The organism is Streptomyces altiplanensis, from assembly GCF_053591575.1.
The window spans coordinates 1-22,009 of record NZ_JBSFUB010000111.1 but is presented as its reverse complement, the minus strand read 5'-3'; the positions used below and the strand labels follow the sequence as shown (position 1 = coordinate 22,009).

Below are 22,009 nucleotides of genomic sequence, written 5' to 3'. Positions count from 1 at the left end.
GCGCCAACGCCAGCCCCACATCGTCCGCGGTTACTTCCACGGCCCGCACGTCCGCTACACCCTCAACGAGAACCCCTTGAGTTTCTGATCAATAGTTGTATTGCCCTGAGAGGTCGAGTGGCCCGGGGGTGCGATTCCCCGGACCACCCGACCTGATTCATGACACTCCCCACGCCGGACCGGTAACCCAGCGCACTTTGCACGATCTGCAATGAATCAACGGCGGGATAGGAACGGCAGACACGGACCCCTCAGTGGGATGCGGAGCACCTCTGGTCCCGCGACTGCGGATCTGCGGATCAGCGGGACTGCGGGATGATTTCTTGCGAAGGTGCCGGCCTGGGTGCTACCCGCATTGACGTGGCTGCGACGTCGTCCCGTGAGGCCGTCTCACGTGCGGCGTCTTCCAGCGCCCGCAGCATCGACTGAAGCGTGCCGTGCCGGGCCAGGAGGTGGTCGGTAAAGGGATTGATCATGCCGCGCAAGATGCCGACCGGCTGCCAACGGCGAGGGACGGTAGTACCGGCCGCGCGGCGCTCGATGCCCCGGACCGCGCGGCGTGCGACAAGTTCCGGAGTGACGGCGGCGGCGAGGGGGCGGGGGAAGGCGGTCTCACGCATCCGGGTGGTGAGTTCGTGTCCGCCGAAGGCCGCACGGCTGATCGCGGTGTCCACCCACCCCGGATAGAGAACGCCGGCGGTGGCCCCGTGCGGTGCCAGCTCCACGCGCAGGGCCCGGGCGAACTGTTCGACGGCGGCTTTGGACGCCGCGTAGGGCGCGTTCGCCACCCCGTTGATGTAGGCGTACGTGGACGCGGTGACCAGGACGTGACCGCGGTTGGCGATGATCTGGGGGAGGGCCGCGCGCACCGTGCGCCACACTCCGAGGAAGTCCACCTCGACGATGTGCTCGAACAGGTCGGGGTCGATGGTGGCGACGGTAGCGGGAAGGTCGGGGCCGACGGCCGCGTTGGCGAAGACCACGTCGAGTGTGCCGAACCGTTCGACGGAGCGCGTTACCGCCTCTTCCAGAGCACTTCGGTCGGTCACGTCCACTGCCAGGGCGAGTATCCCTTGCACTCCCAGTTCGCGCGCCAGGGCGGCGACGGAGGAGGCGTTGCGGCCGGTGAGGACCAGGTTGGCGCCCCGGGCGTGCAGGAGTCGTGCGCAGGCCGCTCCGATGCCGCCGGCGGCTCCGGTGATGAGTACGGTTTTGCCCGTCAGGGAGTACTTCCTCAAGGAGTGCGGGGAGTACCTGGCCATGAACGGTGTCCTCGGGGTGGGAGGGGCGGAACGTTTAATGATCCGGGGCGGCACTGTGGCCGGGCATGTGCCGAGTGGGGCTCAGAGTGGAGAGCGATCGAAGGGGACGGTGGCGTCGCCGGCGACGAGACCTCGGTAGCGGACATCGTCGCCGGCGAGCAGGTCTTCGTGGCTGCCGCTGACCACCGTGCCGCCCCCGGTGAGCAGGACGACGTGCCGTGCGCTTCGGACGGTGGACAGCCGGTGGCTGGCAACGAGGACACAGCGGGTGGCCGCCAGTTCGTAGATGGCTCGCGTGATCCGGCAGTCGCTGACGGCGTCGAGGTGGGAGGTGGGTTCGTCGAGCAGGACGATCTCGCTGTCGGTGAGCAGGGCGCGGGCCATGGCCAGGCGTTGTCGCTGGCCACCTGAGAGCTCCTGGGCACGGCCCAGCGGGGTGTCGAGGGCATGGGGTAGGTGCAGGACCGTCCTGCGAAGTCCGACCCTCTCCAACGCGTCCAGCAGTTCCTCGTCACCGGGTGTTCGTACGAGGCCGAGTTGGAGGTTCTCGCGGACGGTGCCCTCGACGAGGGTGGAGTGCTGGTCGACGTAGGCGACGCGGCGGCGCAGATCGTCCAGGGGCCAGGCGCGGACGGGTCTGCCCAGGACGTGGATCTCGCCCTGGTCGGCCTGGGCGAGACGGTTGACCAGGTTGAGCACGGTGGATTTTCCCGCGCCCGAGAATCCGATGAGGGCGGTGAGACCGACCGCGGGTGCATGGAAATCGACCCGGTCCAGCACGGTGCTGCCTTGCGGATGACGAAAGCTGACGCCGTGGAAGACCACGGCATGTGCCCCGGAACGGGGCACCGGCAGGACGAGCGGCCCGGGGACGTCGGGCTCTTGAGAGAGGGAGAGCAGGCAGTGGAAGCGGCTGCGTGCGATCCGTCCGGCTTGGAGATGGCCGATGCCCAGGGCGGCGACTGTGAGGGGGGAGGTGAGGTGCAGCAGGTAGAGGAAGAAGCCACTGAAAGCGGCGAGATCAAGTTGCCCGCGGGTGATCTGTTGCCCGGCCGCCAGCGCGACGGCCAGGATCGCGACCTGCTGGCCCAGGCTCACGACCGGGCCGACGAGACATTGCAGCCGTGCGGCGGGCAGAGATGCGGCGCGCACGGCGGCCGCGGCCTGCCCCAGGGTGCGTGCCGCCGAAGTCTCGTGGCGGGAAGCCTTGACGGTGACGAGAGCATCGAGATGGGCGGTGACGCCCTGGGCGAGGCGCCCGAGGGCATGCTGCTGAGCCGCTGAGAGGAACTTCATCCGGGCGGTCAGCACAGCGACGCAGAGGCCGGCCAGGCCGAAGGCACCAGCAGCGACCAGGGTGAGGACCGGGTCGATGACCGCCATCGCGGTGAGAGTGGCGGCAGCGGCGAGGAGGGCCACGGGGAGATGGACGAGGCCGGTCTCGACAAGCAAGTGCACCAGAGCGGCGTCAGAGGTGATCCGGGCGGTGAGACTGCCGGCGCCTTCGTCGCGCACGGTGCGCAACGGCAGGCGCAATATGTGGTCCACGACCCTATCGCGCAGCCGCAGTACAGCGCGTTGGCCGACGCCGGCCAGCAGCCATCCGCTCAGGGCCTGGAGCCCGGCCGTGCCCAGGACAGCCAGGCTCATGACCGTGGCGGGGCGTGCGATCGGCTGGTGCCGAGTGAAGGAGTCCGTCACGTCTATGGCCAGCCACGGCACGGCCAGAGCGCTCGCGGCGGAGGCCAGGGACAGGACTGCCGCCAGGGCGAGCAGCCACCGGTCGCCGCGCAGGAGATCCGCCCCGAGGGGCGGTCCTGCCTTCTTGGCACGGGCCGGGGGCGGGGGTACGTCGCCGTGCCTGGGAGAGGCCGCCAACCAGGTCATGACGTCGTGCTCCCGCCCCCCTAAGCGTAGGAGGAAACGCCCGTTCATACCGGCTGCGGGACGTCGTCGGGGGTGAATCGAACGGCCGTGCCGTACAAGTCGAGCAGGCCCTGGAAGGGCACGGGGGGCAGACCGGGCTTCCACAGCTCGACGGCCATCTCGCCGTGGGACAGAAGCGGCCAGCGCACGTAGGTCCGCGGGTCGGCCGGATCGTTGACGGCGCGTGAACGCCGAACGGTGTCGCGCGCGATCTCGACGGTGAGGTCAGTGCCGCAGCCGAATCCGTACGGGAACTCCTCGCGGTCGGCCGCCACGGTCTCGATCACCGTGTCATCACTAGAGACAACGCCGACATGGGCGTGTACGCCGGCCCGTACGAGGGGAACCTCGCGTTCCCCATTCGGGTCCAGGACCCAGTGGCCTGAAGGGTCCTTGGTGACCCGCACGGTGGGGCAGGCTTCCATCAGGGCGCAGATCTCCCATGTCTCCACCGAGGGCTGCAGGGGCAATTCGCCGCTGGGGGCCAGAACGCGGAGGCGGTGCCCTTCGGCCAGGCGCGGTTCGACGGCGACGACCTGTTCACGTGTCAGGTCTCGCTTATCGACGTCCCAGGAACCGGAGGCGCTGACCACCAAGCAGTCCAGGTCGGGGTCATAGGCGAAGAGCATGCCTTCGCTGAAGCCCCGTACGCCCAGGTAGATCTCGTACATGTCGGCCAGTTGGCCGGAGACGAAGTCGGACACTTTCAGCGGCGGTGACAGCAGGCCCAGGTCGCCCATCCGCCGTCCTGCGGCAGCGAGGTGAGCGGGTGCGGGGCAGTCCTGCCAGGCTTCGGCGGTGAGGGCGTCGCGGACGGTGTCGTAGTCCTCGGCGACCTGGCGGGCGCAGGCCGCGGTGACCAGGCGGTCGCGCATGCGGTCGGCGATGTCATCCGTCTCGGTGGGATGGCCGCCTTCCATGGTGCACAGCGTCACCTCCCGCACCTGGCCGGGCGTGTCCCCGCGGGAGACGAACAGGACCTTGGCCGTGCCGAGGCGGCCCATCGCAGTACGGGCCGTGGCGACGACCTCGGTGTGGGGCACCTCGCTGAGCCGTTCGGGCACCTCGACCACAGCGACGACGTGTCGCGGATTGCGGCGCAGCCCGTGGCGCTGGCGCAACATCGCGCTGAGCGGCGGGTACTCCTCAAGGATCCGGTCCCGCAGGGGCTGCGGTCCGTCCGGGATTTGCCCGCACATCAGCATGAGGTCGACGTCGCCGTGGGAGCGGTCCAGGACGGTGTGGCCCTGGTCTTCGAATGCGGTGATCAGGCGGTCCAGGAAGGACCGCAGCGCGTGCTGTCCGTCGGGGACCTCGCCGACCACCTGCACCGAACAGGAACGCCACCAGCCGCACGCGGTCAGGTCGCGGCGGGCGGCGAGGGTGGCAACCGGGGGACTGCTCATGGTCTACCTTCCGGCGAACATCATCGAGGCCGCCCGGGGACGGAACTTCCCGGCCCGGTCGTGGCCATGGGCGCGGACATGCGACGGCCACGGAAAGCCGGCAGCCCGTTGGGAAGCGGGTGGCGTGGCCGGGGAGAGGCGGGCGGCGGGAACGTCGGTGACCCTACCGAGGGCCGACAGCGCAGACGCCTGACATCATCCTTGCCGTCGCCGGAGTGCGGAGTGTTGACGCCGCTGCGGCAGATGCGCAGGTGGGGCGGGTGGGGACGCAATGAGGTTCACTCATGGAGGTGAATACGTGGGGGCGGTTTTCGGACCGGCCTGGACCTTCGGCGGCGTGAAATCGTCGGTGGCGTTCACCCATACGCAGCAACGCGGTCAAGCACCGCCCCCGCACTCCTTAAGATCGCGGCGTCCCAGGCGTCACAAGGGTGTCGCCAGACACGCATGCCCATGACGCGTCTTCGCCACCCCCCCTTTTGTGCACCGGGAGAACTCCGTGACCGTGGTCCCCAAGAACCCCGACAGCCCCGCGATTGCGGTGGTGGGTCTGTCGTGCCGACTGCCGGGCGGCGTCCACGGTCCCGACGACCTGTGGGAAGCGCTGCGGGAAGGACGCGACCTGGTCGGAGAGGTGCCACCGGACCGCTTCGACCCCGACCGGTTCGTAGACGCCCGGCAACGCGGCAACCACAGCAAGAGCTACACGGCCGCCGGCGGTTTCCTCCAGGACGTGACCGGCTTCGACAGTGGCTACTTCCAGCGCGTCTCACCGCGTGAGGCGGCTCGCATGGACCCCCAGCACCGCCTGCTGCTGGAGATGGCGGTCGAGGCCCTTGACGACGCCGGCATCGACCAGGCCGCCACGGCCGGTTCCGACACGGCGGTCTTCGTCGGCATGTCGAGTCACGACTACGCCGACCTGCAGTCACTGGGCGCCGCAGCGCCCAACGCGTACACGATGGCCGGACTCGCGGCCACCAACGCCGCCAACCGCGTCTCCCACCTCCTCGACTGGCACGGGCCGAGCATGACGGTGGACACCGCCTGCTCCTCGGCGCTGACCGCCCTGCACCAGGCGTGCGAGACGCTGCGGTCGGGCGGGGCCCGGATGGCGCTGGCCGGCGGGGTGAGCGTGCTGCTCAGTCCGTTCGGCTTCGCGGGCTTCTCGGCCGCCTCGATGCTGTCGCCCACCGGGCGCTGCCGCGTCTTCTCCGCCGAGGCCGACGGCTACGTACGCGCGGAAGGCGGCGGCGTCGTGGCGCTCAAGCTGCTGTCCGACGCGCTCGCGGACGGCGACCGCGTCCACGGGGTGATTCTGGCCAGTGGCGTCAACAGCGACGGGAGCACCGCCGGCCTCGCTCTGCCCAGCGCCCAGGCGCAGGCCACGCTGCTGGAACAGGTCTACGCCCGGGCCGGCGTGAGCGCCGACGAGCTGTCCTACCTGGAGGCCCACGGCACCGGCACCCCGGTGGGCGACCCGATCGAGTGCGACGCCATCGGCCGCGCCCTGGGCTCCCGGCGTACCGTCGGGCCCCTGCCGATCGGATCGGTCAAGAGCAACACCGGTCACCTGGAGGCGGCTTCCGGCATGGCCGGTCTGCTCAAGGCCCTGCTGGTGCTGCGCCACCGCCGCATCCCGCCGACCCTGCACGCGCGGCCGCTCAGCCCGCACATCGACTTCGACGGCTGGGGCCTCGACCCGTGCACCGAGGCCCGGCCCCTGTCCCAGCGGCGGCCGGTGGTCGGCGTCAACTCCTTCGGCTTCGGCGGCTCCAACGCGCACGTCGTCCTGACCGCCGCGCCGCCGGTCCTCACCGCCGACTCCGCCCGATCCCCCGGTGGGTTGGTGCCCGTGACGGTGTCGGCCCGTACCCCCGAGGCGCTCGAGGCTGCTGCCATCAGCATGGCCCGGCGGCTCTCCGAGGAGGACTCCGAGGGCTTCTACGACGCCGCCTGGACGGCCGCACGCCGGCGCACCATGCACCCGCACCGGGCCGTCGTCCTGGCCGCCGACGCCCGGCAGGCCGCCGAGGCCCTGGAGGCCGTCGGCGAAGGCGCGTCGCCCCTGCCCGCCGGCACCGCCACCGGACAGGCGGTGACGGACGGACGGGTGGTGTTCGCCTTCGCCGGCAACGGCTCTCAGTGGGCCGGCATGGGTGCGGACCTCCTGCGCGAGGAGCCCGCCTTCCGGGCCGCGGTCACCCGGGTCGACGAGGCGCTTCGGCCGCACCTTGGCTGGTCGGTATGCGAGGAGATGACTGCAGCCGACCCGGCGCGTATCACCGCCACCGAGGTCGCCCAGCCCTTGCTGTTCGCCTTCCAGGTCGCTCTGGTGGACCTGCTCGCGGCCCGCGGGATCCGCCCGGCCGCCGTCATGGGCCACAGCGTCGGTGAGATCGCCGCCGCCCATGTCGCCGGCGCTCTCGACCTGCCCGCCGCCGCCCGCGTGGTCGCCGAACGCAGCCGGGCTCAGGCCGCCACCCGCGGCCAGGGCCGCATGGCCGCGGCCAACCTGTCCGCCGAGGACGCCGCCAAGGCGATCGCCCCTTACGCCGGCGCCCTGGAGATTGCCGCCGTCAACGGCGACCAGGACGTCACCGTCTGTGGCCCCGAGGAGGATCTGCGCGCCCTCGGCGCCGACCTGGAGGCACGTGCGGTCTTCTTCCGCCTGCTGGACCTGGATTACGCCTTCCACAGCCGCGCCATGGACCCCCTGCGGGACGGCCTGCTGGCGTCCTTGAACGGTCTGCGCCCCATCGCCACCGCCCTCCCGTTCGTCTCGACGGTCACCGGCGCCACGTGCCCAGGAGAGGAGCTCGACGCCGATTACTGGTGGCGCAACGTCCGCGAACCCGTCCTGTTCGGCCCCGCGTTGCGCACCCTGCTCGACGAGGGCCACGACCTCTTCGTGGACGTCGGCCCGCACCCCGTCTTGCGGCCCTACCTGCGCAAAGCCGTCAAAGGCCTGGAGCGCCCGGTGCTGACCACGGGTACCTGCGCCCGCGCCGTACCGGGGCCTGCCGCCCTCGACACCGCGGCGGCTCAGCTGCTGGCCGCCGGGGCCCGCACCCACTGGGACGCCTTGTTTCCGAGGCCAGGGCGGACGAGCGACCTACCGGCCTACCCCTGGCAGCGCGAACGGCACTGGCACGGCGATCCCCGGTGGTGGCTGCGCGTCACCGGCGAGACCACACCCGTCGAGCATCCGCTGCTGGGAGCGCGCACCGCCGTTCAGCAACCCGCCTGGTCGAACCTGATGGAGCCCACCCGGCTGCCGTGGCTGACCGACCACCAGGTCGCCGGTGCCGTGGTCATGCCCGCCGCCGCCTACCTGGAGATGGCCCTGGCCGCGGGACAGCTCGTCCACGACGCCCCCGTCGAGGTCAACCACCTGCTCATCACGCGCGCCCTTGACCTGCCCTGGGACGACGACTCCGTCGACGTCCGCGTCCAGGTCTCCCTCCATGAAGGAGACCAGGCCCTGCGGATCGCCGCGCGCACCGGCGACGACCTGCCCTGGCAGCCCTACGCCCAGGCCCGGGTACGGCGCCTGCTCGCCGCCGAGCCCGCCCCGCTGGACACCACCGCCCTGCGCGCGCGCCTGCACACCCACCTGGAGGCCGTCGAGCACTACGCACGCGCCCGCCGCGCCGGCCTCGCCTACGGCCCCGCCTTCCAGGTCCTCACCGACCTGCACCTGGGCGACAGAGAGGTTCTGGCCTCCTACAGCCTCACCGAACCCGCCGACGGCTACCACGCCCACCCCGCGCTGCTGGACGGCGCACTCCAGGCGGGCGCCTGCCTGACCAGCGTCAACGGCGAGTACCAGCCGATGCTGCCCGTCGCAGCGGAGGCCCTACGTCTGTGGCACACCCCGCCGCGCGCCGGCCTGTTCCACGTACGTCTGCGGGAGAGCGGTCCGCTGGAGGTGTGCTGGGACATCACCCTGTCCGATCCCGACGGCCAGGTCTGCCTGGAGCTCACCGGCTGCCGGCTGCGCCGCATGGGCAACACCCCCACCGAACCGGTGCAGCACCTCGTCAACGTGTTGCGCGCCGCCCCCCGTCCCGGCGACGCGGCGCGGCATGCCCCGCTGCCCTCGCCCACGGCCCTGGCGCAGGCGTGCCGGCCGCACCGCGACCGCCTGGAGGAGACCTGGCGGGCGGAAGCCCACGAGGACGGGCTGCGGCGCCTGCGTGCATCCTGTTCCCGCCTCATCGCCGATGCCTTCGCCCGGCTGCTGCCTGCCGGGCGGACCGAGTTCGACACCGACGACCTCGTGGCGGGCGGCATGCTGCCCCGCCATACCCGCCTGGCCGATCTGCTCGCCCACGCCACTCGCGGCCTGCTGCGCCGGACCCGCCAGGCCGGGCAGGACGGCCCCGCCAGGTGGCGCCTGCCCGACGCGGACGGCCCGCCGCCGCAGGAGCTGTTCCGCCGACTCGCGGGCGACTTCCCCGGCCAGGCGGTCGAGATCGCCCTGTTCGGCCGGTGCTGCCTGCACCTCGCCGACGTCCTGCGGGGTGAGTGCGACCCGTTGACGCTGCTCTTCGACGAACCCGACCGCCACCTGATCGAGTACTTCTACAGCGACGCGGCCCAGCCCCGCTTCCACAACCGGCTGCTGCGCGACCTCGTACGGGAACAGGTCCGCACCTGGCCAGCCGACCGGCCGCTGCGCATCCTGGAGGTCGGCGCCGGCACCGGCAGCAGCACCGCCCAGCTCCTGCCCCACCTGCCGCCCGAGCGCACCGCCTACACCTTCACCGACCTGTCCGCCGGCTTTTTCCCCCACGCCAAGGCCCGCTTCACCGAGCACGACTTCGTCGACTACCGCTGCCTGGACCTGAACCAGGATCCGGCCGCACAGGGCTTCGCCCCCGCCTCCTTCGACGTGGTGATCGCCACCAACACCCTGCACGCCACCCGCGACTTGCGCGCGACTCTGGCCCGCATCACCGATCTGTTGGCCGACGGCGGACAGCTCCTCGCCCACGAGACCCACGAGCCCGGCCTGTTGGCACCCTGCTTCGGCACCCTCGAAGGGTTCTGGGACTTCACCGACGCGCCGTTGCGCCAAGACTCCCCCCTGCTGCCGGCCGACGCCTGGGCGCCGCTGCTGCGCGAGTGCGGCTTCGATGAGGTCGCCCAGCTCGGGCACGACCAGCCGCTGGCAGACCTCGAGTACTCGGTGCTCTGCGCCCGCCGCACCACCCGCACCACCGCCCGCCCCACCCCCACCCCCGCTCCCGCGATGCTGTCCACCGCCGGAGACACCCAGTGGTTGCTCGCCGGGGAGAACCCCGGCAGCGACCTGATCCGTGCCCTCGCCGACACGCTCACCGGCGCGGGAGCCGACGTCCAGCTCGCCGCCCTGGACGAGACGCCTGGGCACTGGAACAGGGGCGCAGGGGACCAACAATTTCCCAGCACCGTCCTGTTCTTCGACGCCGACCACCCGGGCGACGACCCCGTGCGCATCTGCGACCAGGCCGTATCCCGGCTCGGCGTGCTCCGGGACCTGGCCGGCGCCGGTTCACTGCTGCCCGCCGAGGCCGCAGCCCACCTGTGGATCGTCACCCGTCCCAGCGGCGTCCATCCCGCACCCGAAAGGTCCCTCGCCCCCCAGGACGCCGCGCTGTGGGGTGCCGGCCGCACCCTGGCCAACGAGGTACCCCAGCTCACCGTCCGGCGCGTCTCTCTGGACGCCGGGCCCCGTCCCGCGGACGACGCCCGACGCCTGGCCGACGAACTCCTCGACCCCACCGACGAGGACGAGGTCGTCCTGACCCGCGCCGGCCGCTTCGTCCCGCGCACTGTCCCCAAGTCCGCGTCCACCGACCCCCAAACAGATCCCGGTCCGGCCACGCCCTTCACCCTGCGCCTGCATGACGCGGGCCTGCGCCCCCGCCTGACCTGGGCCCTCGACCAAATGCGCCGGCCCGCCGATGACGAGGTCACCATCGCCGTCGAAGCTGCCGCACTCAACTACCGCGACGTGATGCTCGCCGTGGGCCTCCTTCCCCCGGGCGCGGAGACCCCACTGCCCGACGGGCCCGCTCTGGGACTGGAGTGCGCCGGCACGGTCACCGCCGTCGGCAGCGCCGTCACCCACCTGGTGCCCGGCGACCGCGTTCACGCCCTCGCGCCCCGAAGCCTCAGCTCCCACGTGACCGTCGACGCCCGCCTAGTGGGCACTGTCCCCGACGGCATGACATCGACTGAGGCCGCCACCCTGCCCGTGGTCTATTTCACCGTTCACCACGCCCTTGACCGCCTCGCCCGCCTCGAGGCGGGGGAGACCGTCCTCATCCACGGCGCCGCAGGCGGCATCGGCCTTGCCGCCCTCCAACTCGCCCAGGCCCGCGGCGCCACCGTCATCGCCACCGCCGGCACTCCCGCCAAACGCGACTTGCTGCACATGCTCGGCGTCCCCCACGTCCTGGACTCCCGCACCCTGCACTTCGCCGAACAGGTCCGCAGCCTCACCGCCGGCCAGGGCGTCGACGTCGTCCTCAACTCCCTGGCGGGGGAAGCCATCAGCCGCAGCCTGGAACTCTTGCGACCGGGCGGGCGCTTCCTGGAACTCGGCAAGCGCGACATCTACGCCTCCACCCCATTGGCGCTGCGGCCCTTCGGCAACAACATTGCCTTCTTCGGCGTTGACGTCCACCAGCTCATCTCCGGCCGCCTCCCCCAGGCTGGTGCCTGCTTCGACGAGATGGCCCGGCTGATCGAGGACGGCACCTACCGCCCCCTGCTGCACCTGGCCTATCCCGCCACCCGGATCGAGGAGGCCCTGCGCGCCCTGCAACGCTCCCGCCACCTCGGCAAGGTCGTCATCACCTTCGAAGAGCCGCCACCCGTCGAGCGCATCCACCCGCCCCTGCAACTCTCTCCACAGGTCACCTACCTGGTTACCGGTGGACTCAGCGGTCTCGGCGCCGCCCTCGCCCACCGACTCGTCGACCACGGCGCACGCCACCTTGCCCTCGTCGGCCGCCGGGGCCCCGAGACCCCCGGTGCCTCCCAGCTCCTCCAGGCTCTCGCCGACCGCGGCGCCACCGCCACCGCCCACACCGCCGACGTCACCGACGAGCAGGACCTACGACGGACGCTCGCCGTCATCGACACCGACGGCCATCCGCTGGGCGGCGTGGTCCACGCCGCCATGGTCCTGGACGACGCGCCGCTCGCCGAACTCACCGACGAGCGCCTGCGCACCGCCCTGGAGCCCAAGATGCTCGGCGCGGGCCTCCTGGACGCCCTCACCCGCGACCGCGACCTGCACCTCTTCGCGACATGCTCCTCGGTCACCGCCTGGTTCGGCAACGCCTACCAGGCCAACTACACCGCCGCCAACGCCTACCTCGAAGCGCTCACCCGTACCCGGCGCGCCGACGGCCTGCCGGGGACGACCGTGGCCTGGGGCGCCGTCGGCGACACGGGATACGCCGCCCGCCACGGCATCACCGACATGCTCGCCCGCCTCGGCCTGGACAATCTCACCCCCGCCGAAGCCTGCACCGTCGTGACCGACGCGATCGCCCACGACACCGATGTCACCGCCGCTGCCAGGATCGACTGGGCGCGTATCCGCAGCATGATGCCAGCTGTGCAGACCCCGAGGCTCGCGAGTCTCATCCCGCTGCACACCCCCCAGGACGACGGGCCCGACCAGCTGCGTCAGCGACTCACCACCGCTACCCCCGAGGAAGCCCTCACCCTCGCTGCGGACGCCCTCACCCAGGTTCTGGCCGAGATCCTGCAGACCGATCCCGACCGCCTGGACCGCGACCGCCGCCTGGACCAGCTCGGCCTGGACTCCCTCATGGCAGTCGAAGCGGTCGTCGCCGCCCGCCGCCGCCTGGGCTGCGAACTGCCGACCCTGGAATTCCTCAACGCCCAGGGCATCACCGACCTCGCCCGTCGCGCCTTGATCCGCCTGGGTCACCAAACCCCGACCGTGCCCGCACCGGCCCAGCCCACCCAGACCGGCTCGGCCACCCGACCCAGCCTGATGGTGCCCGGCCCCGCCGCGCCCGTCACCATCCCGACCGCCCCCGCCAACTGACTCCGCCCACACCCTGTCGTACACCCGTCATGAAGAGGCCACCCGTGATGCGCGAGCCGTCCCCGCCCCCCGACCACTCGCACATCCCGGGCCCGCTCGCCGGGCTCGCCCGGTGGGCCGTACGCCGCAACCGGCTCGTCCTGGCCGCCTCCGCGCTCTTCGCCATCCTCATGGGTCTGCTCTCCACGGGAGTCTCCGCACATCTGGGCAGCGGAGGCTGGCTCGCCACGAACACCCCGTCGGCCCACGTACGCGCCCTACTCGCCGACTCGCCCCACGGAGGCATGCCACCGCTGCTGCTCCTCGCCCGCACCACCGGCTCCGTCGACGACGGCCCCGCACGCACCGCCGGCACCCGCCTCGCAGAGGACCTGCGCAAAGTCCCTGGCGTCACCGGCGTCGACTCGTACTGGACAGGCCCCGTCGACCCGACCACCCCCGTCCCAAACCCGCCGCCCCCGCCCGACCCGCTCCTGCGCGCCGCCGACGGCCGGACGGCGCTGCTCGCCGTGTGGCTCGACACCACCCAGCGTGTCCGGCACGAGGCCACCGAACACGTCCTCGCCCGCGCCCAGGACCCACATGGGCCCCTGAAGACCCGGGCCGCCGGCGAGGCAGCCTTCACACGCGCGTTCCAACTGCACAGCGAGAAAGACCTCCTGCGCACGGAACTTCTCGCCATGCCCGTCACCCTCGTTCTACTCCTCCTAGTATTCGGCAGCTTCCAAACGGCCCTGCTGCCCCTGGCCGTCGGCGCCGTCGCGATCACCGGGACCACCACGATCCTGCGTGCCCTCGCCACAGTCACCCCCGTCTCCACGTTCGCCCTCAGCCTCACCACGGCCGTCGGCCTCGCCCTGGCCGTGGACTACAGCCTCTTCCTCATCGCCCGCTACCGCGAGGAAACCGCCCTCGGCCGCCCGCACCTCGAGGCAGTGGTCCACTCCACCCGCACAGCAGGCCGCACGGTCACCGCCTCCGCCGCCGTCGTCGCCGCATCCCTGCTAGGCCTTCTCCTGTTCCCGCTGCCGTTGATGCGCTCCCTGGCGATGGCCGGCATCAGCGTGATCGTGCTGGCCGCCGCAGCATCCCTCCTGATCGTCCCCGCGGCCCTCGCCTGCCTCGGCGAGCGCCTGGCCGGGCGTGACCTCCTCGCCCACCGACGCCAAGCCGCCCGGTCCACCGCCCGCTGGCACACCCTGGCCCGTGCCGTCATGCGCCGCCCCGTCGCCGTCCTCACCCTCACCGGGGCCCTGCTGATCCTCCTCGCAGTGCCCTTCAGAGACGTCACCTTCGGCCTGAACGACGAACGGGCACTGCCCGCCAAATCACCTGTCGTCCAGACCATGGGGGACCTGCGCACGCACTTTCCCCAAGTGGGCACCGAGATCGACATCATCCTGCCCGACTGGCGACCCAACAGCCCCGACGACGCCGACCGCCTCGACGCCTACGCCCGCCGCCTGTCCAGCCTTCCCGGGGTCCAGGGCGTGCGCACCGCGACCGGCACCTACCTGGACGGCAAACCCACCGGCCCCCGCTGCGGCTCCGCCACCGAACTAACCGCGAGCGGCCCGTGCACGGGCGTACAACGCTTCGCTCTGCCCACCGGCACCTGGCTGGCCCTCAACTCCACACCTCAGCCCTACAGCGACACCGCATTTGACCTGCTGCACACCGTCCGCGCCCAGCCGTCCCCCGCGCCCACGCTCACCGGCGGCGCCACGGCAGACTTCCTCGACACGCGCGCCATGGCCTTCCAGCGCCTTCCCGCAGCCCTCACCGTCGTGGCCCTCGTGACCTTCGTCCTACTGCTCGTCTTTACCCGCAGCCTCTTCCTGCCCCTCAAAGCCCTGCTGATCAACGCTCTCAGCCTCACCGCGACCTTCGGCGCCATGGTCCACATCTTCCAGCAAGGCCATCTGCGCCATCTGGTCGGCGACTTCACCGTCACCGGCACCACCGATCTCACCCTGCCGTTCATCACATTCTTCCTCGCTTTCGGTCTGTCGATGGACTACGAAATCCTGCTCCTGGCCCGCATCACCGAGGCGCACGGTCGGACCCGCGACACCACCCGAGCGACGGCCGAGGGCCTGCAGGCCGCCGCACCCCTCTTCACCGCTTCCGCCGCCGTGGTCCTCGTCGTCCTGCTCGCGCTCGCTGCGACCGACGTCGTCAACATTAAGATCATCGCGGTCACGGTGTCGCTCTCCGTCTTCCTGGACGCCGTAGTGATCCGTCCACTGCTGGTGCCGGCCGTCATGAAACTGGCGGGGCGCGCCAACTGGTGGCTCCCCGGCTCGCCACAGCGCCCCCGGGAGCCGCTTGGACACCACACGGAGACCACCATTCCGAAGCCCGCCACCGACGCCCCCGTGTCCAGGTGACCGAGGTCGCCCCAGGCCCCCATCCCGTGAAAGGGCTCCATGCCTCCCTACGACCTCGCTGGGCGCACCGTCGTCATCACGGGTTCCACCGGCGGACTCGGCTCCGCCCTCGCACTCGCCCTACGCCGTAAAGGTGCGCATCTCGCCCTCCTCGACCTCGACGCGACCACCCTCGCTGCCCAGGTCGACACACTCGGCGGCCCAGCGGTGGCCTGGGCCGCCCGCGCCGACGTACGCGACCTCGACAGCGTCCGCTCGGCCGTCGACGGCGCCGCCGAACACTTCGGCCGCATCGACGTCGTCGTCGCCAATGCGGGTGTGAGTGCTGTCGCCCCGACCTCCACTCTCGACCCCGACACCTTCGACCGCGTCGTGGACATCAACCTGACCGGAGTCTGGCGCACGTTCAAAACCACCCTTCCCCACGTCGAACAGCAGCGCGGGTATCTGCTGGCCACCTCCTCGATGGCCGCCTTCGTACACTCCCCGCTCCAAGGCCCGTACACCGCTGCCAAGGCCGGAGTCTGGGCGCTGTGCAACAGCCTCCGCCTGGAGGTACGACATCTGGGCATCGGCGTCGGCACGGCCCACCACACCTTTTTCAAGACCCCGATGATGGACGCAATCCACGCAGACCCTGCCGGCAGGCTTCTGTGGGGCGGAAACGAACGCGGATTGTGGCGCATGACGACGATCGACAAGACCGTACACAGCATCGTCTCCGGCATCGAACGCCGCGCGCAGACCATCACCACACACCGGGCCCATGCGCTGGTAGCGACGGCTCCTGGCCTCTTCCGTCCGTTCGTCGATCGCTTCGGTTTCACGACCGCCACCGTCACCGAGGCGAATGCGGTTGCCTCCTCGGCCGGCTGCCACAGGCCCGCACCCACCCGGCGACCATGACCTCGTGTCTTCTCAACGTGTCGGCTTCGGATTCACGTCCCTCGCCGCAGGAGGACCTCGGCCCACAGCTGAGCAAGTGATGCCGCCTGCGGCAGCGCGCTGTCGTAGAGCACGCCGCACCGCACGACACCGGCGGCCCGGGTGAAGGAGACGTAGCACAGCCGCTCGTTGTAGAGGTCGCCGAACATGGACGCGGCACGCAGCCGTGCGCCCAGGCATGTCATCGAAGCTGGCAGAGCGACACCGGTCGCGACGATCGGGGCCGGTCTCTTGGCAGTGAAACCGCTGCTCACATGTTCGCCCAACCAGGGCGGAAGGGCCCGCATGGCCAGGCGGAACACGTCGCCCACGCGGGCAGTGCGCACCACCCCGGTCTGCCTCTGTACGCGCCGCAGAGCCTCGCCGAGGTCGGACGCAGAGCAGGGCAGGGAGAGCCGATGGCCACCCAGACGGTTTCCCGGCGCGTGCCGTTCGTGCTCCTCCCGCAGGGACATCGGCACCAGGGCACGCAGATCGGGACAGGGCCCGTCTAGGCCCAGGCCGGTGCGTCGCCAGCCGCGGAGCGCCTGGGCGAGAGCAGCCAGGCACAGATCATTGATCGTGACACCGTGAACGGTGGCCACTTCACGCAGACGTGCTTCGGGAACATCCTGATAGGACCACCGGGTTTGCTGCGCGGGCCTGTCGTGCAACGCCGCCCAGTCCTTCTTCGGATGTGCCGTACTCCGCAGACCTCGCGCGGCCAGCAAGGCCCCTCGGGGAGTGGGAGCGGCCGAGCGATACGGATACGGGCCGGCCAGGGCCTCGTCACCCAACAGGGCCAGTACGGCATGGGCCGCGCCGGCCCCGTCCTGGACACCGTGGTGAACGCGGTAGCAGATACGGAAGTGGCGGCTCGCCGGATCACGCAGCAACGACACGTCCCACGGCGGGTGCGGCCCCTCCGGCAGCGAGCACCGGAGCAAGGAGCTGGTCGCCGCGTCGAGCTCGCCGGGAGGTGCGGCGATGTCGCGCAGGTGCACGGCCGCTGCCAGCGGCCCGGCCGCCGGTCGCCACCGCTGACGGCCGGAGGCAGGGGCGAGGAGGTTCAAGGCGGGCAGCCGCGCCGCGCGCTGGAGCACCCGGGACGCCAGATGGGTGAGATCGGGTAAGGGGCCGTCGAAGTCCAGGATGAAGCCGGCTGCGGTACCACACTTCAGGAAGAGCCGGTCCAGCGGACCGCTGGTGTGGATCAGGCCGGGGGCGGAGGCTGTGCGCGACCGGAGCCGCAAGGAGGGGAGTGACCTCATCGAACGAAACCCTCCTCACGTACCTCAATAAGCCGACCCGGTTCCGTCCGCAGGAAAGCGCCCCGGTCTGCGACGCTCGCTGCCCGCCACAAACTCCTGGCAGTCTGACCTGACGAAACGAGCGGGCTTCCGCAGGGCCCAGACCTTTTCACGATCCGTACCGTGTCTACGACCACTTGCACTCCGAGTCCCCTGTCCGAAAAGTCTCTACGGGGGTGAACGATCGGCATCCCTACCTCGTCACCTGCCACGCAGAGGCCCGCCTTCGCGCCCGTCGCTCGGCTGTTCAAGGACGCGGTCCGCTCCAGGACCGGCACCCCCACCGGGCCGGAGTGCTACCGGGTGGGCGCTGCGAAACGGTCGGCACCACTGCGGGCGAACATGGCGGCCAATGTCCTTGGCCTGCGTTGACCCCGAACACGTGACCGTACGCATCGAGCACACCCTCGCCGCAGAGTGGCCGCACAGGTCGTCGTGGATCTGGAGGACTGTGCGCTCGGACATCTTCCCTCGGGGAAGTTCACCGCGAACGCGCCTGGCTCACCGTGGCCGCCCTCGTCCACAACCTCACTCGCGCCACAAACACCCTTGCCTCCACCTTCCACGCCCGCGCCAGAACCGGGGCCATCTGCCGCCAGCTCCTCGCCATCCCCGCCTTGAAAGCGAGGACTCTGACCTGCCATTTCCCCTAACAATGATTTTGGCGCGTGGCGTTCATGAACCTGTCGAGCGCCGTCGCAGAATCGATCCTGCGCACTGGCGCGACGCCACCGGACGCGCTGGCCCGAAAGGTCCCCTCGATCAGGCCACCTCCCGCTACCCGAGCGGCCTACCCGGGATGGTGGCCGTAGCGCAAGCGGCAGCGACTTGAGCCACGCCGGGGAATGACCAAAGGCCGTCCAGCAACTGAGGACTGGAGTTTCGAGAGCCCTCGGTGGCCTGCTCTCATTGGCCCAAACAGCCGCAACATAACCGACGATCGCCGGTTGGGGTAACCGGCGATCGTCGCGAACCATTGAAGCGGCACTGTCACGTTGGCTGATGAGGTGGGATGATCTTCGGGTTGATCCTGCTGGAGGGAGTTGTCCGTGGGCAGTACGTCGCCGTCGTACAAGGGGCACCGCTGCCCGCCCGAGGTCGTCTCCCACGGTGTGTGGCTTTGCCACCGTTTCCCGCTCGGCTTGCGCGAGGTCGAGGAGCTGATACTTGAGCGCGGCGTCGTCGTCTCCTGCGGGACGGTCCGCCGCTGGTGTGTGAAGTCCGGCCCGGCATACGCCCGCGAGTTGCGTCGCCGCCGGCCCCGTTCATCACGCCAGGACCGCAGTGGGGCGTCATGTGAAGGTCGGGAAGGCACGCATGCGTCGATAGGCGCTTGTAGGTGGAATCCGCGGGGGCGGCTAGAAGTACGCCGCACCGAAGAGGCGGACTCCTTGATAGAGGGTATTGGCCGAGTTGAGGCAGGAGGCGCTTCCGCCCTGGTCGTCCTGGCAGATACGGCGCATTTCGTTGAGGAAGCGTTCATCGATCCAGGCGCGGCGCTCCGGGGACGGGTCGAGCTTGAGGGTGCCCTTCATTCCGAAGTTGCGGTACCCGAAGTCGTGTTGAGCGCAAGCGGGGAAGAATGTCGCGTTGAGACTGGGGCCGGACGCGGTGCAGCCGTCGGTCGTCCAGTCGAATGGGGCGACCCTTGGGTGCGAGGCGAAGTCCGCATAGCTGAGGTTCAAGAGGTGGGTGGCCGTGTCGAGGTCGGACGCCACAGGTGACGCGGTTGCTGTGGTGGCGCTGGCTCCCATCGACAAAGTGGCGGCTGCCACGACTGCGGCGATTTTCCCGGGGCTGTACTGGATCATGTTCTGGCTCCCTTGGAGAGACGCTGTGAGTGAGCGGGGCTCGCCCGCCCAAGTAGCGGCCGCAGCAAACTATCACTATAGGTAACATATTCTCGCTCTGTGTGATGGAAGGTCGTGAAACTGGCGCGGGGACTATTGATCACGGTCGTGCGCTGGGCATCGCGAGGTCGGCCGCAGCCGGGGGATGCCCGCGCTCTGGCCTGCCGCGGACGCCGCTTCGACTGATGATCACTCGACGATCCAGCCCGCCACATTTGGTGAACACCCGCCAACTACCGCGAATAGTCTGCGAGACGAAGTCGCTCCAGGTAAGTAAGGACAGCCCTGTGAAGGAGGTATCGATCGGCTGAACTTCGGGCCAGTGTCCAGGGCCCGTCCCCACGCTTCCATGCGTCGCTGGGGCGTTGTCGGGTTGAGTGGTGGCCCTCTCGGGCGGCGTGATCATCCGTCTGGTCGAATCGCTGGAGGGGTTGTCCGTGGTGGCGCCGTCGTACCGGGTTTTCCGCTTCCCTCCGGAGGCCATCTCCCACTGCGGCGTTGTCACGTTGTTGGGTGCGTGACTGTCTGATGGTGCGTCGGGGCGCGGTGGGCACGCGGTCCGGGTGTGTGTTCAGACTGTGGTGGGCCGGCCGACGGCGCGGGTGATCTGGTCCCAGATGGTGAAGCGGAGGGTCATTTCCGTCCGGTAGTCGGGTGCGGCCATCAGGTGGCGGCTGGGTCGGAAGTGGGGTGAGATCGCGCTGAACGCGCAGAGGAACCGATGGGCTGCGCCAACGCCGCGGAAGCCCCTCATCGCCCGTTCACGCCGCCTGGTTGGCTGGTGGCTGTTTTCCGCCCGGTTGTTCAGGCCCTTATGGGAGCGGTGCTCCACGGAGGGCATGACCTCGCGGTGGGCCGCGCCGTAGGAGCGAAGCTTGTCGGTGACGACCACCCGCGGCACCGCACCGGTGTTCTTCAGCAGGCGGCGGAAGAAGCGCCTGGCCGCGGTGGTGTCCCGCCGGTTCTGTACGAGGATGTCGAGCACCATCCCGTCCTGATCGACGGCCCGCCACAGGTACCTCTGCTCACCGTTGATCTTGATGAAGGCCTCGTCCAGATGCCGCTTGTCCCCGGGCCGGGGCCGGCGGCGACGCAACTCGCGGGCGTAGGCCGGGCCGAACTTCACACACCAGCGGCGGACCGTCTCGTAGGAGACGACGACACCGCGCCCGAGCATCAGCTCCTCGACCTCGCGGAAACTGAGCGGGAAACGGTGGTAAAGCCACACGCAGTGGGAGATGACCTCGACCGGGTAGCGGTGCCCCTTGTACGACGGCGACCTGCTCTCCACGGGCACCCCTCCACCAGGACAACCCGAAGATCATCCCACGCCATCAGCCAACGTGACAGCGCCCTCCCGCCGGTTTTACGAACGCAAGCGCGCAGAAGGCAAACGCCACATCCAGGCCGTCCTCGCCCTGGCTCGACGCCGCGTCAACGTCCTCTGGGCCCTCCTCCGCGATGGACGGACCTACGAACCCCTGCCACCCGCCACACTCCCGGCTTGACAGACCGCATTAGGAATCCCTACCTCGCCGCCACAGGACGAGCCCGAGGCAATCAGTTGGCTGGACAGTGAACGCGCGAACCTCATGGCCTCCGCACAATACGCGGCCGAGCACGACTGGCTGTCCCACACAAGCCAACTGGCCGCCACCTTGCACCGTTACCTGTTGGGTCACGCCCATCAGGCCGACGCGCTGGCCCTCCACGGGATGGCGCTGGTAGCCGCCCGGCGAAGCGGCGACACGGCCGCCGAAGCACGCACGCTCCTCGATCTCGGCGAGGTGCACTTCTGGTGGCATGGCGACCACGAGCGGGCGGCCGAGCACTACCGGAACGCCCTGGACCTCGCGCGGGAGACCGGTGACCAGGGCGCCGAAGCCCGTGCACTGACGAACCTCGGCACCCTCTCCATGCGACGGCGAGAGTATGACGAGGCCCACGAGCACTGCACGCGAGCCCTCGTCTTCTTCCGCGAGTTCGGCGACCGCGGTGGCGAAGCCAGGTGTCTGACCGACCTCGGCGTCGTCCATGAACGCCAGGGACAATACGAGGACGCCCACGAGCACCACCGACAGGCGCTGCGCGTGTACCGCGAGACGGGATCCCGCATCGGCGAGACCATCGTGCTGAACAACATCGGGCTGCTGTACCAGCGGCAGGGCCGCTACGACGAGGCCCGGCGGCATCATCACCAGGCACTGGAGCTGAGCCGCAGGTTCGACTTCCCCGGAGATGAGGCCGAGTCGCTCAACGCCCTTGCGGAAGCCGCCCGGTCCATGGACGATCTAGACCGGGCCGCAGTCGAACACGACTCCGCGCTGGCCCTCGCCCGCGAGTCCAGCTACCGCCCCGAGCAGGCCCGCGCCCATGACGGCCTGGCGCACGTCCACCGCGACGTCGGCCGCTTTGACCTCGCCCGCGATCACGCCCGCCAGGCGCTCGACCTCTACACCGCACTCGCCGTGCCTGAGGCCGACGAGATGCGCACCTTTCTCACTGGGCTGCCGCCGACCGCGAACGAGCCGGAACCGAAGGAGTCATCCGCCGCCGATCAGACTTCTTGAACGCCAGCAATTACTGATCTTTTCGTAAGTTCGGTGGGTGTGGTGGGTGGATGGTCAGGCCGGTATGGGCGAGGAATGACCATGGCAGTTGGGGGTTGGTGTTGATGCGGTGGATGCCTTGCTCGGTGGCGTCGGCGACATCGGCGAGGTGGTCGCCGGCGAGGTTGGCGAGTTCACGCTTCTTGAGCGAGGACCACAACAGTTCCACCGGGTTCAGCTCGGGAGCGTAGGCGGGCAACCGCTCCAGGGTGAGCCAGTCCTGTTCGTCGACCCAGGCCCGCATCGCCCGGCTCC

General features: G+C 70.2%; 11 protein-coding genes and 3 pseudogenes. 7 read left to right on the top strand and 7 right to left on the bottom strand.

Annotated features, from left to right (window positions below; genetic code table 11):
- Positions 1-299 precede the first annotated feature (299 nt).
- The 3 genes from ACWD0Y_RS31460 to ACWD0Y_RS31450 form a co-directional block, all read right to left on the bottom strand.
- Positions 300-1,262, bottom strand: a complete 963-nt coding sequence (locus tag ACWD0Y_RS31460; protein ID WP_450263699.1) for a short-chain dehydrogenase/reductase — start codon at positions 1,260-1,262, stop codon at positions 300-302.
- Between the two features lie 81 nt (positions 1,263-1,343).
- Entirely contained in the window at positions 1,344-3,149 is a 1,806-nt protein-coding gene (locus ACWD0Y_RS31455) for an ABC transporter ATP-binding protein (protein ID WP_450263698.1), read from the bottom strand.
- A 44-nt stretch (positions 3,150-3,193) separates the two neighbouring features.
- On the bottom strand, positions 3,194-4,594 hold the full coding sequence (locus ACWD0Y_RS31450; RefSeq protein ID WP_450263697.1) for a hypothetical protein: 1,401 nt from the start codon (positions 4,592-4,594) through the stop codon (positions 3,194-3,196).
- Positions 4,595-5,093: 499 nt separating this feature from the next.
- Here ACWD0Y_RS31450 and ACWD0Y_RS31445 point away from each other — a divergent pair, with 499 nt between their 5' ends.
- From ACWD0Y_RS31445 to ACWD0Y_RS31435, 3 genes are read left to right on the top strand one after another with little or no spacing between them, the layout of a single operon-like run.
- Complete coding sequence (locus ACWD0Y_RS31445; RefSeq protein ID WP_450263696.1) at positions 5,094-12,671, top strand: SDR family NAD(P)-dependent oxidoreductase; 7,578 nt, start codon at positions 5,094-5,096, stop codon at positions 12,669-12,671.
- Between the two features lie 29 nt (positions 12,672-12,700).
- Entirely contained in the window at positions 12,701-15,061 is a 2,361-nt protein-coding gene (locus ACWD0Y_RS31440; RefSeq protein WP_450263695.1) for an MMPL family transporter, read from the top strand.
- 39 nt (positions 15,062-15,100) lie between these two features.
- A complete protein-coding gene (locus ACWD0Y_RS31435; RefSeq protein ID WP_450263694.1) occupies positions 15,101-15,967 on the top strand; it encodes an SDR family NAD(P)-dependent oxidoreductase in 867 nt (288 codons plus the stop codon).
- Between the two features lie 32 nt (positions 15,968-15,999).
- Here the strand turns inward: ACWD0Y_RS31435 and ACWD0Y_RS31430 are convergent, their stop codons facing one another.
- A complete protein-coding gene (locus tag ACWD0Y_RS31430; RefSeq protein ID WP_450263693.1) occupies positions 16,000-17,256 on the bottom strand; it encodes a hypothetical protein in 1,257 nt (418 codons plus the stop codon).
- Between the two features lie 423 nt (positions 17,257-17,679).
- Here ACWD0Y_RS31430 and ACWD0Y_RS31425 point away from each other — a divergent pair.
- Positions 17,680-17,945 (top strand): annotated as a pseudogene (locus ACWD0Y_RS31425) (IS1380 family transposase); the annotation flags it as partial.
- A 399-nt stretch (positions 17,946-18,344) separates the two neighbouring features.
- Positions 18,345-18,575, top strand: a pseudogene (locus ACWD0Y_RS31420) (IS6 family transposase); the annotation flags it as partial.
- Between the two features lie 78 nt (positions 18,576-18,653).
- Here ACWD0Y_RS31420 and ACWD0Y_RS31415 read toward each other — a convergent pair.
- On the bottom strand, positions 18,654-19,106 hold the full coding sequence (locus ACWD0Y_RS31415) for a phospholipase A2 (protein WP_450263692.1): 453 nt from the start codon (positions 19,104-19,106) through the stop codon (positions 18,654-18,656).
- 610 nt (positions 19,107-19,716) lie between these two features.
- On the bottom strand, positions 19,717-20,436 hold the full coding sequence (locus ACWD0Y_RS31410) for an IS6 family transposase (protein ID WP_450263691.1): 720 nt from the start codon (positions 20,434-20,436) through the stop codon (positions 19,717-19,719).
- Between the two features lie 64 nt (positions 20,437-20,500).
- Between ACWD0Y_RS31410 and ACWD0Y_RS31405 the strand changes: the two are divergent.
- Both ACWD0Y_RS31405 and ACWD0Y_RS31400 read left to right on the top strand, forming a co-directional pair.
- Positions 20,501-20,653 (top strand): annotated as a pseudogene (locus ACWD0Y_RS31405) (IS110 family transposase); the annotation flags it as partial.
- Between the two features lie 84 nt (positions 20,654-20,737).
- A complete protein-coding gene (locus ACWD0Y_RS31400) occupies positions 20,738-21,715 on the top strand; it encodes a tetratricopeptide repeat protein (RefSeq protein WP_450263690.1) in 978 nt (325 codons plus the stop codon).
- 10 nt (positions 21,716-21,725) lie between these two features.
- Here ACWD0Y_RS31400 and ACWD0Y_RS31395 read toward each other — a convergent pair.
- Positions 21,726-22,009: transposase (locus ACWD0Y_RS31395; protein WP_450263689.1), on the bottom strand; the 284-nt coding region annotated here is incomplete at its 5' end.